The 16,530-nt window shown below is 62.4% G+C and carries 17 protein-coding genes and 1 other RNA gene; 12 read left to right on the top strand and 6 right to left on the bottom strand.

Annotation, left to right across the window (positions count from 1 at the left end; translation table 11 throughout):
• Window positions 1-49: 49 nt before the first annotated feature.
• Entirely contained in the window at window positions 50-1,027 is a 978-nt protein-coding gene (locus AC0R79_RS29250; RefSeq protein WP_007951816.1) for an NADPH:quinone oxidoreductase family protein, read from the bottom strand.
• Window positions 1,028-1,177: 150 nt separating this feature from the next.
• On the opposite strand from AC0R79_RS29250, the gene AC0R79_RS29245 reads away from it, so the two are divergent.
• On the top strand, window positions 1,178-1,585 hold the full coding sequence (locus AC0R79_RS29245) for a flagellar basal body-associated protein FliL (protein WP_007951814.1): 408 nt from the start codon (window positions 1,178-1,180) through the stop codon (window positions 1,583-1,585).
• Between the two features lie 156 nt (window positions 1,586-1,741).
• Here AC0R79_RS29245 and AC0R79_RS29240 read toward each other — a convergent pair whose 3' ends face one another.
• Complete coding sequence (locus tag AC0R79_RS29240; protein WP_007951813.1) at window positions 1,742-2,194, bottom strand: EVE domain-containing protein; 453 nt, start codon at window positions 2,192-2,194, stop codon at window positions 1,742-1,744.
• A gap of 197 nt (window positions 2,195-2,391) precedes the next feature.
• Here AC0R79_RS29240 and AC0R79_RS29235 point away from each other — a divergent pair, with 197 nt between their 5' ends.
• Complete coding sequence (locus AC0R79_RS29235; RefSeq protein ID WP_007911192.1) at window positions 2,392-2,547, top strand: hypothetical protein; 156 nt, start codon at window positions 2,392-2,394, stop codon at window positions 2,545-2,547.
• Between the two features lie 35 nt (window positions 2,548-2,582).
• On the opposite strand, the gene AC0R79_RS29230 is transcribed toward AC0R79_RS29235, so the two are convergent.
• From AC0R79_RS29230 to AC0R79_RS29215, 4 genes are all read right to left on the bottom strand, one after another.
• A complete protein-coding gene (locus tag AC0R79_RS29230; protein WP_474732620.1) occupies window positions 2,583-3,188 on the bottom strand; it encodes a 5-formyltetrahydrofolate cyclo-ligase in 606 nt (201 codons plus the stop codon).
• A gap of 80 nt (window positions 3,189-3,268) precedes the next feature.
• A non-coding RNA gene (gene ssrS, locus AC0R79_RS29225) (6S RNA) lies at window positions 3,269-3,447 on the bottom strand.
• Window positions 3,448-3,477: 30 nt separating this feature from the next.
• On the bottom strand, window positions 3,478-3,795 hold the full coding sequence (locus tag AC0R79_RS29220) for a cell division protein ZapA (protein WP_007951811.1): 318 nt from the start codon (window positions 3,793-3,795) through the stop codon (window positions 3,478-3,480).
• On the bottom strand, window positions 3,792-4,001 hold the full coding sequence (locus AC0R79_RS29215) for a TIGR02449 family protein (RefSeq protein ID WP_007940359.1): 210 nt from the start codon (window positions 3,999-4,001) through the stop codon (window positions 3,792-3,794). Before AC0R79_RS29215 ends, AC0R79_RS29220 begins: the two co-directional genes overlap by 4 nt.
• Before the next feature lie 125 nt (window positions 4,002-4,126).
• Here AC0R79_RS29215 and AC0R79_RS29210 point away from each other — a divergent pair, with 125 nt between their 5' ends.
• The 10 genes from AC0R79_RS29210 to gcvP all read left to right on the top strand — a co-directional run bounded on the left by AC0R79_RS29210 (window position 4,127) and on the right by gcvP (window position 16,511).
• Window positions 4,127-4,687: a YecA/YgfB family protein gene (locus AC0R79_RS29210; protein WP_007951810.1), complete on the top strand. Its 561-nt coding sequence runs from the start codon at window positions 4,127-4,129 to the stop codon at window positions 4,685-4,687.
• Window positions 4,688-4,714: 27 nt separating this feature from the next.
• Complete coding sequence (pepP, locus tag AC0R79_RS29205) at window positions 4,715-6,049, top strand: Xaa-Pro aminopeptidase (protein ID WP_474732619.1); 1,335 nt, start codon at window positions 4,715-4,717, stop codon at window positions 6,047-6,049.
• On the top strand, window positions 6,046-7,233 hold the full coding sequence (ubiH, locus tag AC0R79_RS29200; RefSeq protein WP_007951808.1) for a 2-octaprenyl-6-methoxyphenyl hydroxylase: 1,188 nt from the start codon (window positions 6,046-6,048) through the stop codon (window positions 7,231-7,233). Before pepP ends, ubiH begins: the two co-directional genes overlap by 4 nt.
• Complete coding sequence (locus AC0R79_RS29195) at window positions 7,226-7,711, top strand: DUF4442 domain-containing protein (RefSeq protein WP_127800542.1); 486 nt, start codon at window positions 7,226-7,228, stop codon at window positions 7,709-7,711. The genes ubiH and AC0R79_RS29195 overlap by 8 nt, the downstream gene beginning before the upstream one ends.
• A 9-nt stretch (window positions 7,712-7,720) precedes the next feature.
• Window positions 7,721-8,938 carry a 2-octaprenyl-3-methyl-6-methoxy-1,4-benzoquinol hydroxylase gene (locus AC0R79_RS29190; protein ID WP_474735198.1) on the top strand — a complete coding sequence of 406 codons (1,218 nt, stop codon included), beginning with the start codon at window positions 7,721-7,723 and terminating at the stop codon, window positions 8,936-8,938.
• Window positions 8,939-9,045: 107 nt separating this feature from the next.
• Window positions 9,046-10,050 carry an extracellular solute-binding protein gene (locus tag AC0R79_RS29185; RefSeq protein ID WP_375744396.1) on the top strand — a complete coding sequence of 335 codons (1,005 nt, stop codon included), beginning with the start codon at window positions 9,046-9,048 and terminating at the stop codon, window positions 10,048-10,050.
• A 163-nt stretch (window positions 10,051-10,213) separates the two neighbouring features.
• A complete protein-coding gene (locus AC0R79_RS29180) occupies window positions 10,214-11,830 on the top strand; it encodes an ABC transporter permease (RefSeq protein ID WP_474732618.1) in 1,617 nt (538 codons plus the stop codon).
• A 157-nt stretch (window positions 11,831-11,987) separates the two neighbouring features.
• Window positions 11,988-13,070, top strand: coding sequence for a glycine cleavage system aminomethyltransferase GcvT (gene gcvT / locus AC0R79_RS29175; RefSeq protein WP_375744392.1), 1,083 nt, complete (start codon window positions 11,988-11,990; stop codon window positions 13,068-13,070).
• 49 nt (window positions 13,071-13,119) lie between these two features.
• Complete coding sequence (gene gcvH / locus AC0R79_RS29170) at window positions 13,120-13,503, top strand: glycine cleavage system protein GcvH (RefSeq protein ID WP_273903855.1); 384 nt, start codon at window positions 13,120-13,122, stop codon at window positions 13,501-13,503.
• 134 nt (window positions 13,504-13,637) lie between these two features.
• Window positions 13,638-16,511, top strand: a complete 2,874-nt coding sequence (gene gcvP, locus AC0R79_RS29165; RefSeq protein ID WP_474732617.1) for an aminomethyl-transferring glycine dehydrogenase — start codon at window positions 13,638-13,640, stop codon at window positions 16,509-16,511.
• Window positions 16,512-16,530: the final 19 nt, after the last annotated feature.

Below are 16,530 nucleotides of genomic sequence, written 5' to 3'. Positions count from 1 at the left end.
TCTGAAGGGCGACCCGGAAGTTGCCATCAATCCGGGTCGCCCGATCAGCTCAGCGCACTTGCACCACGACTTTCCCGACAGCCTTGCGCTGCCCGAGATCATTGATCGCCTGCGCGGCGTTGCCCAGCGGATAGACCTGCGACACCAGCGGTTTCAGCTTGCCCTCGGCAAACCAGCCGAACAGTTGCTGGAAGTTCGCCGCGTTGTCCTGCGGCTGGCGCTGGGCGAAGGAACCCCAGAACACGCCGAGTACCGCCGCGCCCTTGAGCAGGGCGAGGTTGACCGGCAGTTCGGGAATGCGGCCGCTGGCGAAACCGACGACCAACAGGCGGCCGTTCCAGGCGATGGCGCGGATGGCCTGATCGAACAGGTCGCCGCCGACCGGGTCGTAGATCACGTCGGCGCCCTGGCCGTCGGTCAGGCGCTTGATCTCGTCCTTGAGGCTGGTTTCGCTGTAGTTGATCAGTTCGTCGGCACCGGCAGCCTTGGCCACGGCGAGTTTTTCCGCGCTGCTGGCGGCTGCGATCACCCGGGCGCCCATGGCTTTGCCGATTTCCACGGCAGCCAGGCCAACGCCGCCGGAAGCACCGAGAACCAGCAGGGTTTCACCCGGTTGCAGGTTGCCGCGCTGTTTGAGGGCGTGCATCGACGTGCCGTAGGTCATGCTGAACGCGGCGGCGGTGTTGAAATCCATCGACGGCGGGATCGGCAGCACGTTATAGCCCGGCACCGCGACCTGCTCGGCGAAGCTGCCCCAGCCGGTCAGGGCCATGACCCGGTCGCCGACTTTCAGGTGACTGACCTTTTCACCCACTTCGCTGACCACGCCGGAGGCTTCGCCACCTGGCGAGAACGGGAAGGGCGGCTTGAACTGGTACTTGCCCTCGATGATCAGCGTGTCCGGGAAGTTGACCCCGGCGGCGTGCACGTCCAGCAGGATTTCGTTCTTCTTGGCGACAGGACTGGCGACGTCTTCCAGCACCAGCGATTCGGCAGGGCCGAAGGCTTTGCACAGCACGGCTTTCATCAGGGCTATTCCTTTGGGAGAGATGGCCGATAAGTGTAGGTGTGGCAGTCAACGGGTCAACGAGCATGCCCGGCCCTGATAGTCCGCCATAAGCTTGTGCTTGCGCGGCGGGTCGTTATGCTAGGCCGCAAACCGGATAAGGAGCGAATTGTGAAAGCGTGGATCATGTTGTTGCTGGCCCTGTCTCTGCCTGTGGCAGCGCTGGCCGAAGAGGCCAAAGAAGGCGAGGCGCCGAAGGTCAACTACATCACCCTGAGCCCGCCGTTCGTGGGCAACTACGGGCTGGATGGCACCCCGAAGCTCAAGGTCTACAAGGCCGACGTGGCACTGCGGGTGACCGGTGAAGAGGCGACCAAACTGGTCAAGGCCAACGAGCCGCTGATCCGCAATCAGCTGGTGGCGCTGTTCACCCAGCAGACGACTGATGCGATGGGCAGCATCGAAGGCAAGGAAAAGCTGCGTCAGGAAGCCTTGAAGCAGACTCAGCAAGTGATGAATGACGAGACCGGCAAGCCGGTGGTTGAAGATCTGTTGTTCAACAACCTGATCATTCAGTAAGGCATTCGTTGTTCGGGCGGGCCCCATCGCTGGCAAGTCGAATCGTCGCACCGCAGCTCCCACAGGGATTTTTAGTGAACACATAATTTGTGACCACCAGAAATACCTGTGGGAGCTGGCTTGCCAGGGATTGCATTCTGTCAGGCAAAGGATGATTCAGGGTTTGAGCGCGATCACCGCCGCCCACTGCTCGGCCGTCACTGGCATCACCGACAGTCGCGAACCCTTCTGCACCAGCGGCATCTCGGCCAGCGCGGTCTGCTGTTTCAGATAGTCCAGCTTCAAGACCCGGCTGAAAGTTTCGACGTGGGCAACATCAATCGCGCTCCAGGCGTTCTTCTCCGGCGTGGCTTTCGGGTCGAAGTAATGGCTTTCCGGTTCCAGTGCGGTGGGATCCGGGTACGCGGCTTCGATTATTTTGCCGATTCCGGCAATCCCCGGCTCCGGGCAGCTGGAATGGTAGAAAAAGAACTCGTCCCCCACCGCCATGGCCCGCAGGAAATTGCGTGCCTGATAGTTGCGAACCCCGTCCCAGCGCGCTTTGCCGAGCTTTTCCAGGCCCTTGATCGAGAGTTCGTCGGGCTCGGATTTCATCAGCCAGTAGGCCATGGTGTGTGCTCCTCAAGCGGTCATTGGGCAGGTTGTCCGGCAATTTTATGACAAACCGACGGTCGGTTGACGCCAGCATTTGCGCAGAGGTTCACGTTGTCGCAAAATGCCGGCCTTTAAAGCTTGACGCTGCTGCACGGCCTACGAATGGAAACCGCTGCTGTCATCGTGATGATGTGCCTTGAGGGGGGCAATCGATGAAACGCAAACCGGATTTGCTGTGGACTTTGGTGATTTTGTTCGGTCTGGGCGTAGTGACCACCGGTTATGCGCAAAGTCTGTGGGCCAACAAGGCCGATGCACCGATTGAAGTAGCGCAACAAGTACAACAGTCGACAGCCTTCAAACGCTGAAACTGCCTTTTCGACGCCGCTGATCCGCGCGGCGTCTATCCTGCGAAATACCACGTCTTGTCTGTCACCGTTCCCTGCAACGGTACATCCCAGCTCGCTTGCGCGAGACGTTCGACTTTCTGACATTCATGGGCCAGCCCCAACAGTGTCGGCTTGCGCCAGTTCTGGCGTCGGGCCAGGTACGCCAGACTGCGATCGTAGAATCCGCCGCCCATGCCCAGGCGCCCGCCGACATCGTCGAATCCCACCAGTGGCAATAACACCAGATCCAGTGCCCAGACCTTGCGTTGACGGGCCAGATTGGCGCGCGGCTCCAGAATGCGGAAGCGGTTGGGTTTGAGTTTCTCGCCGGGGCGGATCTGCTGGAAGACCATTTTGGTCCGCGGCCAGGCACTGAGCACCGGCAGGTAGGTTTTCTTGCCCCGACGCTGGGCGGCGCGCAGCAACAGGCGCGGGTCGATTTCACCGTCGGTGGGCAGGTACAGGGAAATGTGTTTCGCCCGGCGAAAGTGCGGGTCTTGTGCCAGTTGCTTGTACAGACCTTCGGCGGCCTGGCGTTGTTCGCTTCGCGTCAGCGAGCGGCGGGCCTTGCGCAGCAGGCGGCGCAGTTGGGGACGGGGCAGCAACGCGGGTTCGGTCATGGTTCGGCTTCGGCAGGATGGGACGAAAACGTACGCATAAAAAATCCGATGCCGGCATGCACCGGCATCGGATTCGAATCAGGCTCCCCGGATGAGCCGCTGTCGACTTAGCCCTTGAACCCGAGAGTTCAAGGTGGAGGATGCAGTAGGCTTTAAGGCTTTCCGTCTGGCGGACATGCACACCAGCCCAACGTGCAACCCCCAGGGTAGTGCAAATCGGCTCAGGGACATCGTCAACTGGCAAGCACCCCAGGGAGTGCGGCGAGTATAACTCAAGCAGCCTGGCGAATCAGCCCTTGCTGATGTCCGGATCGTCGGCCAGCACCAGATCGACACGATCGAGCAAGTCACGCACCTGTTCACGGGTCGAACCGCTGGCCTGGATGTCCGGACGCTCTTCTTTGTGCAAGAGGTCGTGAGTGATGTTCAGCGCGGCCATCACGGCGATGCGGTCGGCGCCGATGACTTTGCCGCTGCTGCGGATCTCGCGCATCTTGCCGTCCAGGTAGCGAGCGGCGCTGATCAGATTGCTGCGCTCTTCCTGGGGACAGATGATCGAATACTCTTTGTCGAGGATCTGCACGGTAACGCTATTGCTTGAACTCATGAGTCTTGCTCCAGGGCCTTGAGGCGCGAAATCATCGATTCGACCTTACGCCGGGCGATTTCGTTTTTTTCAATGAGGTGCGCGCGTTCCTCGCGCCAGGTCTTTTCCTGAGCAAGTAAGAGTGCATTTTGACTCTTTAGTTGCTCGACTCGGGTAATCAGCAGTTCGAGTCTGGCCATCAGCGCTTGCAGGTCGGTGTCTTCCATTGTGTCCACTGATTCGGTCTGATGGGTTTGGCTGGCGGACAGCCTTTAATGGTCTTGGCGAGTCTGTCGATGTAGGATACAAGGCCTTCATTCTAGACATAGCGCCGTCTGGCGCCTAGCTGCCCATGCCCATTCAGAATTCCCCGTACCAAGGCTTTGCCACCCTGCTGAACTCCAGCGGTCACTCCGTTTCGCCTGCCGAACTGCACGGCCTGTTGCTGGGCCGCAGTTGCGCCGGCGCCGGCTTCAATGCCGAAGAGTGGCTGATCGATGCCGCCGAGCTGCTCGAAAGCGAGCCGCAGGACAACGTCCGCAACGCGCTGATCGGTCTGCAGGAGATGGTCAAGAGCGAACTCACCGGTGATGACGTCACCGTGGTTCTGCTGCTGCCGAACGATGACGCGCCACTGGCCGAGCGCGCCGCCGCGCTGGGCGAATGGTGCCAGGGCTTCCTCACCGGTTTCGGTCTGAACTGCCGCGACAGCAGCATGCTGAGCACCGAAGCCACTGAAGTGTTGCAGGATTTGGCAGCGATCTCCCAGGTGCAAGACGCACTGGAGGAATCCGAAGACGGCGAAAGCGACTATATGGAAGTCATGGAGTACCTGCGTGTCGCTCCGTTGCTGCTGTTCTCCGAAACCAAAAAGGCCGACGTGCCGCCAGCGGCCAAGCCGTCGCTGCACTGATCGCGTGCCAGGGAAAGCCATCTGCCCATGATCCATATCCCGAAAGCGGAATACGCCCGGCGCCGCAAGGCGCTGATGGCGCAGATGGAACCCAACAGCATCGCGATCCTGCCTGCCGCCGCGGTCGCCATTCGCAACCGCGACGTCGAGCACGTCTATCGTCAGGACAGCGACTTCCAGTACCTCAGCGGCTTTCCTGAGCCACAGGCGGTCATCGTCCTGATGCCCGGGCGCGAGCACGGCGAGTACGTGCTGTTCTGCCGTGAGCGCAATGCCGAACGCGAACTCTGGGACGGCCTGCGCGCCGGCCAGGAGGGCGCGATTCGCGATTTCGGCGCCGACGACGCCTTCCCGATTACTGACATCGACGACATCCTGCCGGGCCTGATCGAAGGCCGCGACCGGGTGTATTCGGCGATGGGCAGCAACCCGGAATTCGACCGTCACCTGATGGACTGGATCAACGTGATCCGCTCAAAGGCGCACCTCGGCGCCCAGCCGCCGAACGAATTCGTTGCCCTGGATCACCTGCTGCACGACATGCGCCTGTATAAATCGGCGGCAGAAGTGAAGGTGATGCGCGAAGCGGCGCGGATTTCCGCCCAAGCCCACATCCGGGCGATGCAGGCCAGCCAAGCCGGGCTGTACGAGTACAGTCTAGAAGCCGAACTGGATTACGAGTTCCGCAAGGGCGGGGCGAAAATGCCGGCCTATGGTTCGATCGTCGCTGCCGGGCGCAACAGCTGCATCCTGCATTACCAGCAGAATGACGCGCTGCTCAAGGACGGCGATCTGGTGCTGATCGACGCCGGTTGCGAGATCGACTGCTACGCCAGCGACATCACCCGCACCTGGCCGGTCAACGGCAAGTTTTCCGCTGAACAGAAAGCGATCTACGAACTGGTGCTGGCTTCGCAGGAAGCCGCGTTCGCCGAAATCGCCCCGAACAAGCACTGGAACCAGGCGCACGAAGCCACGGTTCGGGTCATCACCACCGGGCTGTTGAAGCTCGGGCTGTTGCAGGGCGAAGTCGACGAGTTGATCGCCTCCGAGGCCTACAAGGCGTTTTACATGCACCGCGCCGGCCACTGGCTGGGGATGGATGTGCATGACGTCGGCGAATACAAGGTCGGCGGCGAATGGCGAGTGCTGGAAGTCGGCATGGCGCTGACCGTGGAGCCGGGCATCTACATCGCTCCGGACAATCAGAACGTAGCGAAGAAATGGCGCGGCATTGGCGTGCGCATCGAGGATGACGTGGTAGTGACCAAGAGCGGTTGTGAAATCCTGACGGGTGGCGTGCCGAAAACCGTCGCCGAGATCGAAGCCCTGATGGCGCAAGCACGGACCTGCGCGGCATGAGTCGGGTCAATCTGGCAATCATCGGTGGAGGTCTGGTCGGCGCCAGTCTGGCGTTGGCCTTGCAGGCCGGAGCCAAGGCCCGTGGCTGGAAGATCGTGCTGATCGAACCGTTCGCCCCCGGTGACACCTGGCAGCCAAGCTACGACGCGCGTTCCTCGGCGCTGTCTTTCGGTTCGCGGCAGATTTATCAGCGGCTGGGCGTGTGGCAGGAAATCTCCCGCCGCGCCGAGCCAATCAAGCAGATTCATGTATCCGACCGTGGACGTTTTTCCACCGCCCGCCTGTCGGCGATGGAAGAGGGCGTCCCGGCTCTCGGCTATGTCGTGGAAAACGCCTGGCTCGGCCAGTGTCTCTGGCAGCACCTCGATAAAGAGGTGATCAGTTGGCGTTGTCCTGCGGAAGTCACTCGCATGGAGCCGTTGCCGGACGGTTATCGCCTGACCCTCAATGACGAAACCACGGTCGAGTGTGATCTGGCGGTGCTCGCCGATGGCGGCCGTTCCGGTCTGCGCGAGCAACTGGGCATCAACGTGCGCAAGCGCCCGTATAACCAGAGCGCGCTGATCGCCAACATCACCCCGAGCGAAGCGCACAACGGCATGGCCTTCGAGCGCTTCACCGACGAAGGCCCGATGGCGCTGCTGCCGCTGCCGGAAAACCGCTGCGCGCTGGTCTGGACGCGTCTGGGCATGGACGCGCAACGGCTGGCCGATCTGAGCGAGCGTGATTTCCTCAGCGAGCTGCAAGGTGTGTTCGGCTACCGTCTCGGCACTTTGAAACAGGTTGGCGCGCGGCATCTGTATCCGCTGTCGCTGGTGGAAGCCGAGGAGCAGGTGCGCTCGCATCTGGCCGTTCTCGGCAATGCCGCCCACAGCCTGCATCCAATTGCCGGGCAGGGTTTCAACCTGTCCCTGCGCGATGCCGATGCGTTGGCCGCCGCGCTGCTGGCCAGCGACAAACCGCTGGGGGATTTCGCCACGTTGCAGGCCTATCGCGAGCGTCAGCGTCTCGATCAGGACCTCACCGTCGGTTTCTCCGATCAGGTCACGCGCCTGTTTGGCAGCACTCAGCCGCTGGTGTCGCTGGGGCGCAACATCGGCCTGCTCGGTCTCGATCTGCTGCCGCCGGCCAAACGCTGGTTCGCCCGTCAGGCCATGGGGCTGGGGACGCGGCCGGATGCGTGAGTGGCTGATCCAAAAGTTTGGCAAGGCGCGGCTGATGCGCTGGATCATGACGTTCTACCCGCCGTATTTCGGCGCCGGTGTCCGCGTGAAGCACATCAGCGATGACTTTCGTGACATCCAGGTCTCGATGGGCCTGGGCTGGTACAACCGCAATTACGTCGGCACCCAGTTCGGCGGCAGTCTGTATTCGATGGTCGACCCGTTCTTCATGTTGATGCTCATGGAGAACCTCGGCTCGCGGTACATCGTCTGGGACAAGGCCGCCGACATTGATTTCATATCGCCGGGCAAAGGTCCGGTGTTCGCCCGGTTCAACATCGACGACACCCTGCTTGACGAGATCCGTCGGCAGACCGCCAGTGGCGAGAAATACCTGCCGCAGTTGCAGGTCGACATTCATGACGGCGCCGGCAACCTGGTGGCGCGGGTCGGTAAAACCCTTTACGTGCGGCTCAAGCCGCCAGCGAGACAGGCTTAAAGCATGGAAATGCGCGCGGATGTGCTGATTGTCGGAGCCGGAATGGTCGGCAGTGCCTTGGCGCTGGCGTTGCAGGGCAGCGGGCTGGAAGTCCTGCTGCTCGACGGCAGCCCGTTGAGCGTCAAACCCTTCAATGGCGACGCACCGTTCGAGCCACGGGTGAGCGCACTGTCGGCGGCCAGCCAGCGGATCCTCGATCGCCTCGGCGTGTGGGACGGCATCGTCAATCGACGCAGCAGTCCTTACACCGACATGCACGTCTGGGACGGCAGCGGCACCGGGCAGATCCACTTCTCGGCCAGCAGTGTGCACGCCTATGTGCTTGGGCATATCGTCGAAAACCGCGTGGTCCAGGATGCCTTGCTCGACCGTCTGCATGATTGCGATATGGGCCTGCTGGCCAACGCGCGACTGGAGCAGATGCGCCGTTCCGGTGACGACTGGCTGCTGACCCTGGCCGACGGCCGCACCTTGCGTGCGCCGCTGGTGATCGCGGCGGACGGCGCCAATTCTGCGGTGCGCCGTCTGACCGGTGTCGCCACTCGCGAGTGGGATTACCTGCACCACGCCATCGTCACCAGCGTGCGCAGCAGCAAACCGCACCGCATGACCGCGTGGCAGCGCTTTACCGATCACGGGCCGCTGGCGTTTCTGCCGCTGAAGCGAGATGGTCAGCAGGACTGGTGCTCGATCGTCTGGTCGACCACGCCGAGCGAAGCCGAACGGCTGATGGCGCTGGATGAAGCGGATTTCTGCCGTGAACTCGAACGCGCTTTCGAAGGTTGCCTCGGCGACGTCATCAGCGCCGACCCGCGTCTTTGCGTGCCGCTGCGTCAACGCCACGCCAAACGCTACGTGGCCGAAGGCCTGGCGCTGATCGGCGATGCCGCGCACACCATTCACCCGTTGGCGGGGCAGGGCGTGAATCTCGGCTTCCTCGATGCCGCCGTGCTGGCCGAAGTGTTGTTGCAGGCCAACGAACGCGGCGAACGCCTGGCGGACGTGAAAGTCTTGAGCCGCTACGAACGCCGGCGCATGCCGCACAATCTGGCGCTGATGGCCGCGATGGAAGGCTTCGAGCGGTTGTTCCAGGCCGATCCGCTGCCGCTGCGCTGGTTGCGCAACACCGGACTGAAAATCGTCGAGCAGATGCCCGAGGCCAAGGCGTTGTTCGTGCGCGAAGCATTAGGTCTGACCGGGGACTTGCCGGCACTGGCCAAGGCCTGACGAATGTCGTGCAACATCTGGTAACTCCTTGGGAAAGTGTTCGATTGAGCTCGTAAATGTGAGTCCTTATCATTTGGGCCACTTTTCCCGACCGAGAGACCGCTCCCATGTTGGCATCCAAGCGTGTTCTGACCGCACTGGCCCTGACCCTGATCGGCAGCACTGCCGCCCAGGCCGCCGACGAGGTGGTGGTCTACTCCTCGCGTATCGATGAGCTGATCAAGCCCGTGTTCGATGCCTACACCGCCAAGACCGGGGTGAAGATCAAGTTCATCACCGACAAGGAAGCGCCGCTGATGCAGCGGATCAAGGCCGAGGGCGAGAACGCCACCGCCGACCTGCTGCTGACTGTCGATGCCGGCAACCTCTGGCAGGCCGAGCAGATGGGCATTCTTCAGCCGTTCACCTCGGAAACCATCGACGCCAACATTCCTCTGCAATATCGCTCGTCCAGCCACGCCTGGACCGGCCTGAGCCTGCGCGCGCGGACCATCGCCTACTCCACAGAACGGGTGAAGCCGGGCGAACTGACCACCTACGAAGCACTGGCCGACAAGAACTGGGAAGGCCGCCTGTGCCTGCGCACGGCGAAGAAGGTCTACAACCAGTCGCTGACCGCCACCATGATCGAAGTCCACGGTGCCGAGAAGACCGAGAAGATCCTCAAGGGCTGGGTCAACAACCTGTCCACCGACGTGTTCTCCGACGACGTCGCGGTGCTGGAGGCGATCAACGCCGGCCAGTGTGACGTCGGCATCGTCAACACCTACTACTACGGCCGCCTGCACAAGCAGAAGCCGGAGCTGCCGGTGAAACTGTTCTGGCCGAACCAGGCGGATCGTGGTGTGCACGTCAACCTGTCGGGCATCGGCCTGACCAAACATGCACCGCACCCGGAAGCCGCCAAGGCACTGGTCGAGTGGATGACCACGCCTGAAGCGCAGAAGATCTTTGCCGACGTGAACCAGGAGTTCCCGGCGAATCCGGCGGTGAAGCCTTCGGAAGAAGTGGCGGCGTGGGGGCAGTTCGTGGCGGATACGCTGCCGGTTGAAGTGGCGGGCAAGCGCCAGGCTGAAGCGATCCGGATGATGGATCGGGCGGGTTGGAACTGAGTCTTTCCTGACAGCACTGTTTGATCGTTCCCACGTCGAACCGTCTGCGTGGGAATGCAGCCCTCGACGCTCTGCGTCGCATCATCGACAGCGTGACGCAGAGCGTCACAGAATGTGTGCCCACGCAGAGCGTGGGCACAATCATTTGAACGAGACTGTTTCCTTGGCCCACCCCGCCCAACGCCGCTGGTATCCCATCGTCTTCGCCATCGCCGCGTTGGTGCTGCTCCCCCTCAGCGTGCTCCTGCTCTCATGGCAAACCATCGACCACCAGATCTGGTCGCACCTCTGGGAAACCCAGATGCCGCGTCTGCTGGGCAACACCCTGACACTGGTCTTCGGCGTAGGCATCGGCGTAACCCTGCTGGGCGTAAGCCTCGCCTGGCTCACCAGCCTCTGCGAATTCCCCGGCCGCCGCTGGCTCGACTGGGCACTGATGCTGCCGTTCGCAATTCCGGCCTATGTGCTGGCGTTCGTCTTCGTCGGCCTGTTGGACTTCGCAGGCCCCGTGCAAACCCTGTTGCGCGAATGGTTCGGCACCGGCCTGCGCCTGCCGCGAGTGCGCTCCACCGGCGGGGTGATTCTGGTGCTGGTGCTGGTGTTTTATCCCTACGTCTACCTGCTGGCGCGCACCGCGTTCCTGGCGCAGGGCAAGGGATTGATGGAAGCCGCGCGAGTACTCGGCCAGTCACCCTGGCAGGCATTCTGGCGCGTGGCATTGCCGATGGCTCGGCCGGCCATCGGTGCCGGCGTGGCGCTGGCACTGATGGAAACCCTGGCGGATTTCGGCGCAGTCTCGGTGTTCAACTTCGACACCTTCACCACCGCGATCTACAAGACCTGGTATGGCTTCTTCAGCCTGTCGAGTGCTGCGCAACTGGCCAGCCTGTTGTTGCTGGTGGTGATGCTGGTGCTGTACGGCGAACGTCGCGCGCGCGGCGCCAATCGGGCGAGCAACGAGCGACCACGGGTCAAGGCGCTGTATCACCTGCGCGGGCCCAAGGCCTGGGCGGCGACCGGTTGGTGCGGTCTGGTGTTCGCCTGCGCATTTGTCATTCCGGTGCTGCAACTGGTGGTGTGGTTCTGGCAGCGCGGGCGCTTCGACCTGGATGAGCGCTACGCCGGGCTGATTCTCCATACGTTGTATCTGGGCGGCATGGCGGCGCTGATCACGGTCAGCGTGGCGATGTTGCTGGCCTTCGCCCGGCGCCTGGCGCCCACCCGGACGATCAATTCGGCGGTCGGTCTGGCCAATCTCGGTTATGCCTTGCCGGGTTCGGTGCTGGCGGTGTCGATCATGCTCGCGTTCAGTTATCTGGATCGGGAGCTGGTGATTCCGCTGTCCGGCTGGCTCGGCGGTGCGGGCAAACCGTTGCTGCTGGGCAGTCTGGCGGCGCTGCTGCTGGCGTATCTGGTGCGGTTCGTGGCGGTGGCCTATGGTCCGCTGGAAAGCAGTCTGGCGCGTATACGGCCCTCTTTGCCTGAAGCGGCACGTAGCCTGGGCGTCAGCGGGCCGCGACTGTTTTTCAAAGTGTATCTGCCGCTGTTGCTGCCCGGCACGCTCAGTGCTGCGTTGCTGGTGTTCGTCGATGTGCTCAAGGAAATGCCCGCGACCCTGCTGATGCGCCCGTTTGGCTGGGACACGCTGGCCGTGCGGATCTTCGAAATGACCAGCGAAGGCGAATGGGCGAGGGCGTCGTTGCCGGCGCTTACCTTGGTGCTGGTCGGTCTGTTGCCGGTCATCGGACTTATTCGCCGTTCGGCGCATCGAAACACTTAGTCGTCAGTCCTGAATCATGCGGCTACAATGCGCGGCATTCGGTGCGGTCCGTCTGACAGACCCTGTCGCTGAAATCGGCTGAAAGCCCTTTTTTACAGGGTTTTCCGAACCGTGCAGCAGCGCTCCGCACCTTCGCCACGCCCGGAAGGAGAAACCCATGGGACAGCGTACGCCTCTGTATGACCTGCATCTCGCCCTCGGCGCGAAGATGGTCGATTTTGGCGGTTGGGACATGCCCCTGCATTACGGCTCGCAGGTCGAGGAACACCATCAGGTGCGCCGCGATTGCGGGGTGTTCGATGTTTCCCACATGACCGTGATCGATGTCACCGGCCCCCAGGCCAAGGCCTGGCTCCAGCATTTGCTGGCCAATGACGTCGAACGCCTGCACAGCCCCGGCCGTGCGTTGTACAGCACCATGCTCAACGAGCGCGGCGGTATCGTCGACGACATGATCGTCTACCGCCTCGAAGACGGTTATCGTCTGGTGGTCAACGCCTCCACCCGCGATCAGGATCTGGCCTGGATGCAGGCACAGCTGGGCAGCTTCGATGTGCAAATGCACGAACGCTACGAGCTGGCGATGCTCGCCATCCAAGGTCCCCATGCCCGGCACAAGATTGCCGAACTGGTGACCCAGTCCCGCGCCAACCTGATCCAGATGCTCAAGCCTTTCGAAGGCCACGTCGACGGCGACTGGTTCATCGCGCGCACCGGCTATACCGGTGAGGACGGTCTGGAAATCGCTCTGCCAGCCGATCAGGCCCCCGGATTTTTCAACGATCTGGTGGGCGCCGGCATTTCCCCCATCGGCCTCGGCGCCCGCGACACGTTGCGGGTGGAAGCCGGCATGAACCTGTACGGACAGGACATCCACCAGGACGTTTCGCCACTGGCCTCGAACATGGCCTGGAGCATCGCCTGGGAACCGGCCACGCGCCGCTTCATCGGTCGCGACGCGCTGGAAGCGGAAAAAGCCGCCGGCGTGCAGCACAAACTGGTCGGCCTGGTGCTTGAGGAACGCGGGGTTTTGCGGGCCCATCAGGTGGTTCGTATCGCTGATGTTGGCGAAGGGGAGATCACCAGTGGTAGTTTCTCTCCTACGCTTAGCAAGTCGATTGCCCTGGCGCGTGTACCGATGGCGACTGCCGACCGCGCCGAAGTGGAAATCCGTGGCAAGTGGTATCCGGTACGAGTGGTCAAACCGACCTTTGTCCGTCACGGCAAAACCTTGATCTAAACCTTTTCCGGCGGGCACGACCGCTGACAATTTCTTGAGGACACCGAGCATGAGCAACATCCCAGCTGAACTGCGTTTTGCCGAAAGTCATGAATGGGCGCGTCTGGAAGCCGACGGCTCCGTCACCGTGGGCATCAGCGATCACGCCCAGGAAGCGTTGGGTGATGTGGTGTTTGTCGAGCTGGCAGAAGTGGGCAAGGTGTTCGCCGCCGGTGATGCTGCCGGTGTCGTCGAGTCGGTGAAGGCTGCTTCCGACATCTACTCTCCGGTTGGTGGCGAAGTGATTGCCGTCAACGAAGACCTGGCCAGCGCACCGGAGGAGCTGAACAACGATCCGTACGCCGCGTGGATCTTCAAGCTCAAGCCAAGCGACAAGGCCGAGCTGGACAAGCTGCTCGATGCTGCCGGCTACAAGGCTGCCATCGGCGAATAAGCTGCAGGCGAGACCCCAAAGCCCTGACCCGTCGGGGCTTTTTTCTGCCCGGGACTTTGGCCGTCGGGGTGGCTGCTATGCTGGTTTGACCGTGTTGCATTGACGCCGAGCCGCCAGCCAAGAGAGAGCCCGTCATGTCCCAGTTGCCATCCCTGAGCCAGTTACGCGATCCCCATGCCTTCCTGCGCCGCCACCTCGGCCCCGATGCCGCCGAGCAGCAGGCGATGCTCGACAGCCTCGGCCTCGGCAGCCGGGTCGAGCTGATCGAACAGACCGTGCCGCCGGGCATTCGCCTCAATCGCGAGCTGGACCTGCCGCCGGCGCTGGACGAACAGGCGGCGCTGGCAAAGCTGCGCGGTTATGCCGAGCAGAACCAGGTCTGGACCAGCCTGATCGGCATGGGCTACCACGGCACCCTGACCCCGACCGTCATCCTGCGCAACGTGCTGGAAAATCCTGGCTGGTACACCGCCTACACGCCTTACCAACCGGAAATCGCCCAAGGCCGGCTCGAAGCGTTGCTCAACTTTCAGCAACTGACCATCGACCTCACCGGTCTTGAATTGGCCAACGCTTCGCTGCTCGATGAAGCCACCGCTGCGGCGGAAGCCATGGCCCTGGCCAAGCGCGTGGCGAAGTCGAAAAGCAATCTGTTCTTCGTCGACGAAAACTGTCATCCCCAGACCATTTCCGTGGTGCAGACCCGCGCCGAAGGCTTCGGCTTCGAGCTGATCGTCGACACTGTGGATAACTTGAAGCAGCACCAGGTGTTCGGCGCACTGCTGCAATACCCCGACACCCACGGCGAAGTCCGCGACCTGCGGCCACTGATCGATCACCTGCACGCGCAGCAGGCGCTGGCCTGCGTGGCGGCCGATCTGCTCAGTCTGTTGCTGCTGACCCCGCCGGGCGAACTGGGTGCCGACGTGGTGTTCGGCTCATCCCAGCGCTTTGGCGTGCCGATGGGGTACGGCGGCCCGCACGCGGCATTTTTCGCCAGTCGCGAGGAATACAAACGGGCGATTCCCGGCCGGATCATCGGTGTGTCGAAAGATGCCCGCGGCAATGTCGCGCTGCGTATGGCCCTGCAAACTCGCGAACAGCACATTCGCCGGGAGAAGGCCAATTCGAACATCTGCACCGCCCAGGTGCTGCTGGCCAACATCGCCAGTTTCTATGCGGTCTATCACGGCCCGGAAGGTCTGAAACGAATCGCCCAGCGTGTGCATCGTCTGACCTGCATTCTCGCCGCCGGGCTCGAACGCCATGGCATCCAGCGTCTCAACCAACACTTCTTCGACACCCTCACGCTGGACGTGGGCGGGGCGCAAACCGCGATCATCGAAAGCGCCCAGGCCGCGCAGATCAACCTGCGCATCCTCGGTCGTGGCCAACTCGGTCTGAGCCTCGACGAGACCTGTGATGAAAACACCGTGGCCAGACTGTTCGATGTGTTGCTGGGCGCCGATCACGGGCTGAGCGTCGATGATCTCGACGCTGAAACGCTGGCCTCCGGCATTCCCGAAGCGCTGCAACGCAGCACGCCTTACCTGCGTCACCCGGTGTTCAACGCCCACCACAGCGAAACCGAGATGTTGCGCTACCTCAAGCAGCTGGAAAACAAGGATCTGGCGCTCAACCAGTCGATGATCCCGCTGGGCTCCTGCACCATGAAACTCAACGCCACCAGCGAGATGATCCCGATCACCTGGCCGCAATTCGCCAACCTGCACCCGTTCGTGCCCCGGGAGCAGGCCGTTGGTTACACGCTGATGATCGAGGAACTGGAGCGCTGGCTGTGCGCGATCACCGGGTTCGATGCAATCTGCATGCAACCCAACTCCGGCGCCCAGGGCGAGTACGCCGGGTTGCTGGCAATCCGCAAATATCACGAGAGCCGCCAACAGGGCGGACGGGATATCTGCCTGATTCCTTCTTCGGCCCATGGCACCAACCCGGCCTCGGCGCAGATGGCCGGGATGCGCGTGGTGATTGTCGAATGCGACGACGCCGGCAACGTCGATCTGGAGGACTTGAAAGCCAAGGCGTCCGAGGCCGGGGGCAAGTTGTCGTGCCTTATGGCGACCTACCCTTCGACCCACGGTGTGTACGAGGAAGGCATCAGCGAAATCTGCGAAGTTATCCACAAGCACGGCGGCCAGGTGTACATGGACGGCGCCAACCTCAATGCCCAGGTCGGGCTGGCGCGGCCGGCGGACATCGGCGCCGACGTATCACACATGAACCTGCACAAGACCTTCTGCATTCCCCACGGCGGAGGCGGGCCGGGCATGGGGCCTATCGGTATTCGCGCGCATCTGGCGCCGTTCGTTGCCAACCATCCGGTGATCCCGATCGACGGGCCGCAACCGCAAAACGGTGCGGTCAGCGCCGCGCCATGGGGCAGTGCGAGCATTCTGCCGATCAGCTGGATGTACATCGCGATGATGGGGCCGCAACTGGCAGATGCCAGTGAGGTGGCGATCCTCGCGGCGAATTACCTGGCGCAGCATCTGTCCGGTGCTTTCCCCGTTCTGTACACCGGTCGCAACGAGCGGGTCGCCCATGAGTGCATTCTGGATCTGCGGCCGCTGAAAGCGCAGACCGGCATCAGCGAAGAAGACGTCGCCAAGCGCCTGATGGATTACGGCTTCCATGCGCCGACCATGTCGTTCCCGGTGCCGGGCACCTTGATGGTCGAGCCGACCGAGAGCGAGTCCAAGGCTGAACTGGATCGCTTCATCGGCGCGATGCTGAGCATCCGCGCAGAAATCACCGAGGTGCAGAACGGCAACTGGCCGGCCGAGGACAACCCGCTCAAACGGGCGCCGCATACCCTGGCCGATATCACCGGCGTTTGGGAACGGCCCTACAGCATCGAGCAGGGCATCACGCCGGATGCACACACCAAGGCGCACAAATATTGGCCGGCTGTGAACCGTGTCGATAACGTCTACGGCGACCGCAACCTGTTCTGCGCCTGCGTGCCGGTGGACGATTACCGCTGAACCGCGGGCAAAAAAATGC

The organism is Pseudomonas sp. HD57-3, assembly GCF_056113135.1.
The sequence above is the reverse complement of the archived record's forward strand: the minus strand, read 5'-3'. Positions and strand labels throughout refer to the sequence as shown.

What these genes read in the sequence shown, in the direction of transcription:
- pepP (WP_474732619.1), top strand. Translation starts at nt 4,715, where the DNA reads ATGATCCATATCCCGAAAGCGGAATACGCCCGGCGCCGCAAGGCGCTG.
- ubiH (WP_007951808.1), top strand. Translation starts at nt 6,046, where the DNA reads ATGAGTCGGGTCAATCTGGCAATCATCGGTGGAGGTCTGGTCGGCGCC.
- AC0R79_RS29240 (WP_007951813.1), bottom strand. Translation starts at nt 2,194, where the DNA reads ATGGCCTACTGGCTGATGAAATCCGAGCCCGACGAACTCTCGATCAAG.
- AC0R79_RS29210 (WP_007951810.1), top strand. Translation starts at nt 4,127, where the DNA reads ATGCCCATTCAGAATTCCCCGTACCAAGGCTTTGCCACCCTGCTGAAC.
- AC0R79_RS29250 (WP_007951816.1), bottom strand. Translation starts at nt 1,027, where the DNA reads ATGAAAGCCGTGCTGTGCAAAGCCTTCGGCCCTGCCGAATCGCTGGTG.
- AC0R79_RS29185 (WP_375744396.1), top strand. Translation starts at nt 9,046, where the DNA reads ATGTTGGCATCCAAGCGTGTTCTGACCGCACTGGCCCTGACCCTGATC.
- gcvH (WP_273903855.1), top strand. Translation starts at nt 13,120, where the DNA reads ATGAGCAACATCCCAGCTGAACTGCGTTTTGCCGAAAGTCATGAATGG.
- AC0R79_RS29195 (WP_127800542.1), top strand. Translation starts at nt 7,226, where the DNA reads ATGCGTGAGTGGCTGATCCAAAAGTTTGGCAAGGCGCGGCTGATGCGC.
- AC0R79_RS29190 (WP_474735198.1), top strand. Translation starts at nt 7,721, where the DNA reads ATGCGCGCGGATGTGCTGATTGTCGGAGCCGGAATGGTCGGCAGTGCC.
- AC0R79_RS29235 (WP_007911192.1), top strand. Translation starts at nt 2,392, where the DNA reads ATGAAACGCAAACCGGATTTGCTGTGGACTTTGGTGATTTTGTTCGGT.
- gcvP (WP_474732617.1), top strand. Translation starts at nt 13,638, where the DNA reads ATGTCCCAGTTGCCATCCCTGAGCCAGTTACGCGATCCCCATGCCTTC.
- AC0R79_RS29215 (WP_007940359.1), bottom strand. Translation starts at nt 4,001, where the DNA reads ATGGAAGACACCGACCTGCAAGCGCTGATGGCCAGACTCGAACTGCTG.
- AC0R79_RS29220 (WP_007951811.1), bottom strand. Translation starts at nt 3,795, where the DNA reads ATGAGTTCAAGCAATAGCGTTACCGTGCAGATCCTCGACAAAGAGTAT.
- AC0R79_RS29230 (WP_474732620.1), bottom strand. Translation starts at nt 3,188, where the DNA reads ATGACCGAACCCGCGTTGCTGCCCCGTCCCCAACTGCGCCGCCTGCTG.
- gcvT (WP_375744392.1), top strand. Translation starts at nt 11,988, where the DNA reads ATGGGACAGCGTACGCCTCTGTATGACCTGCATCTCGCCCTCGGCGCG.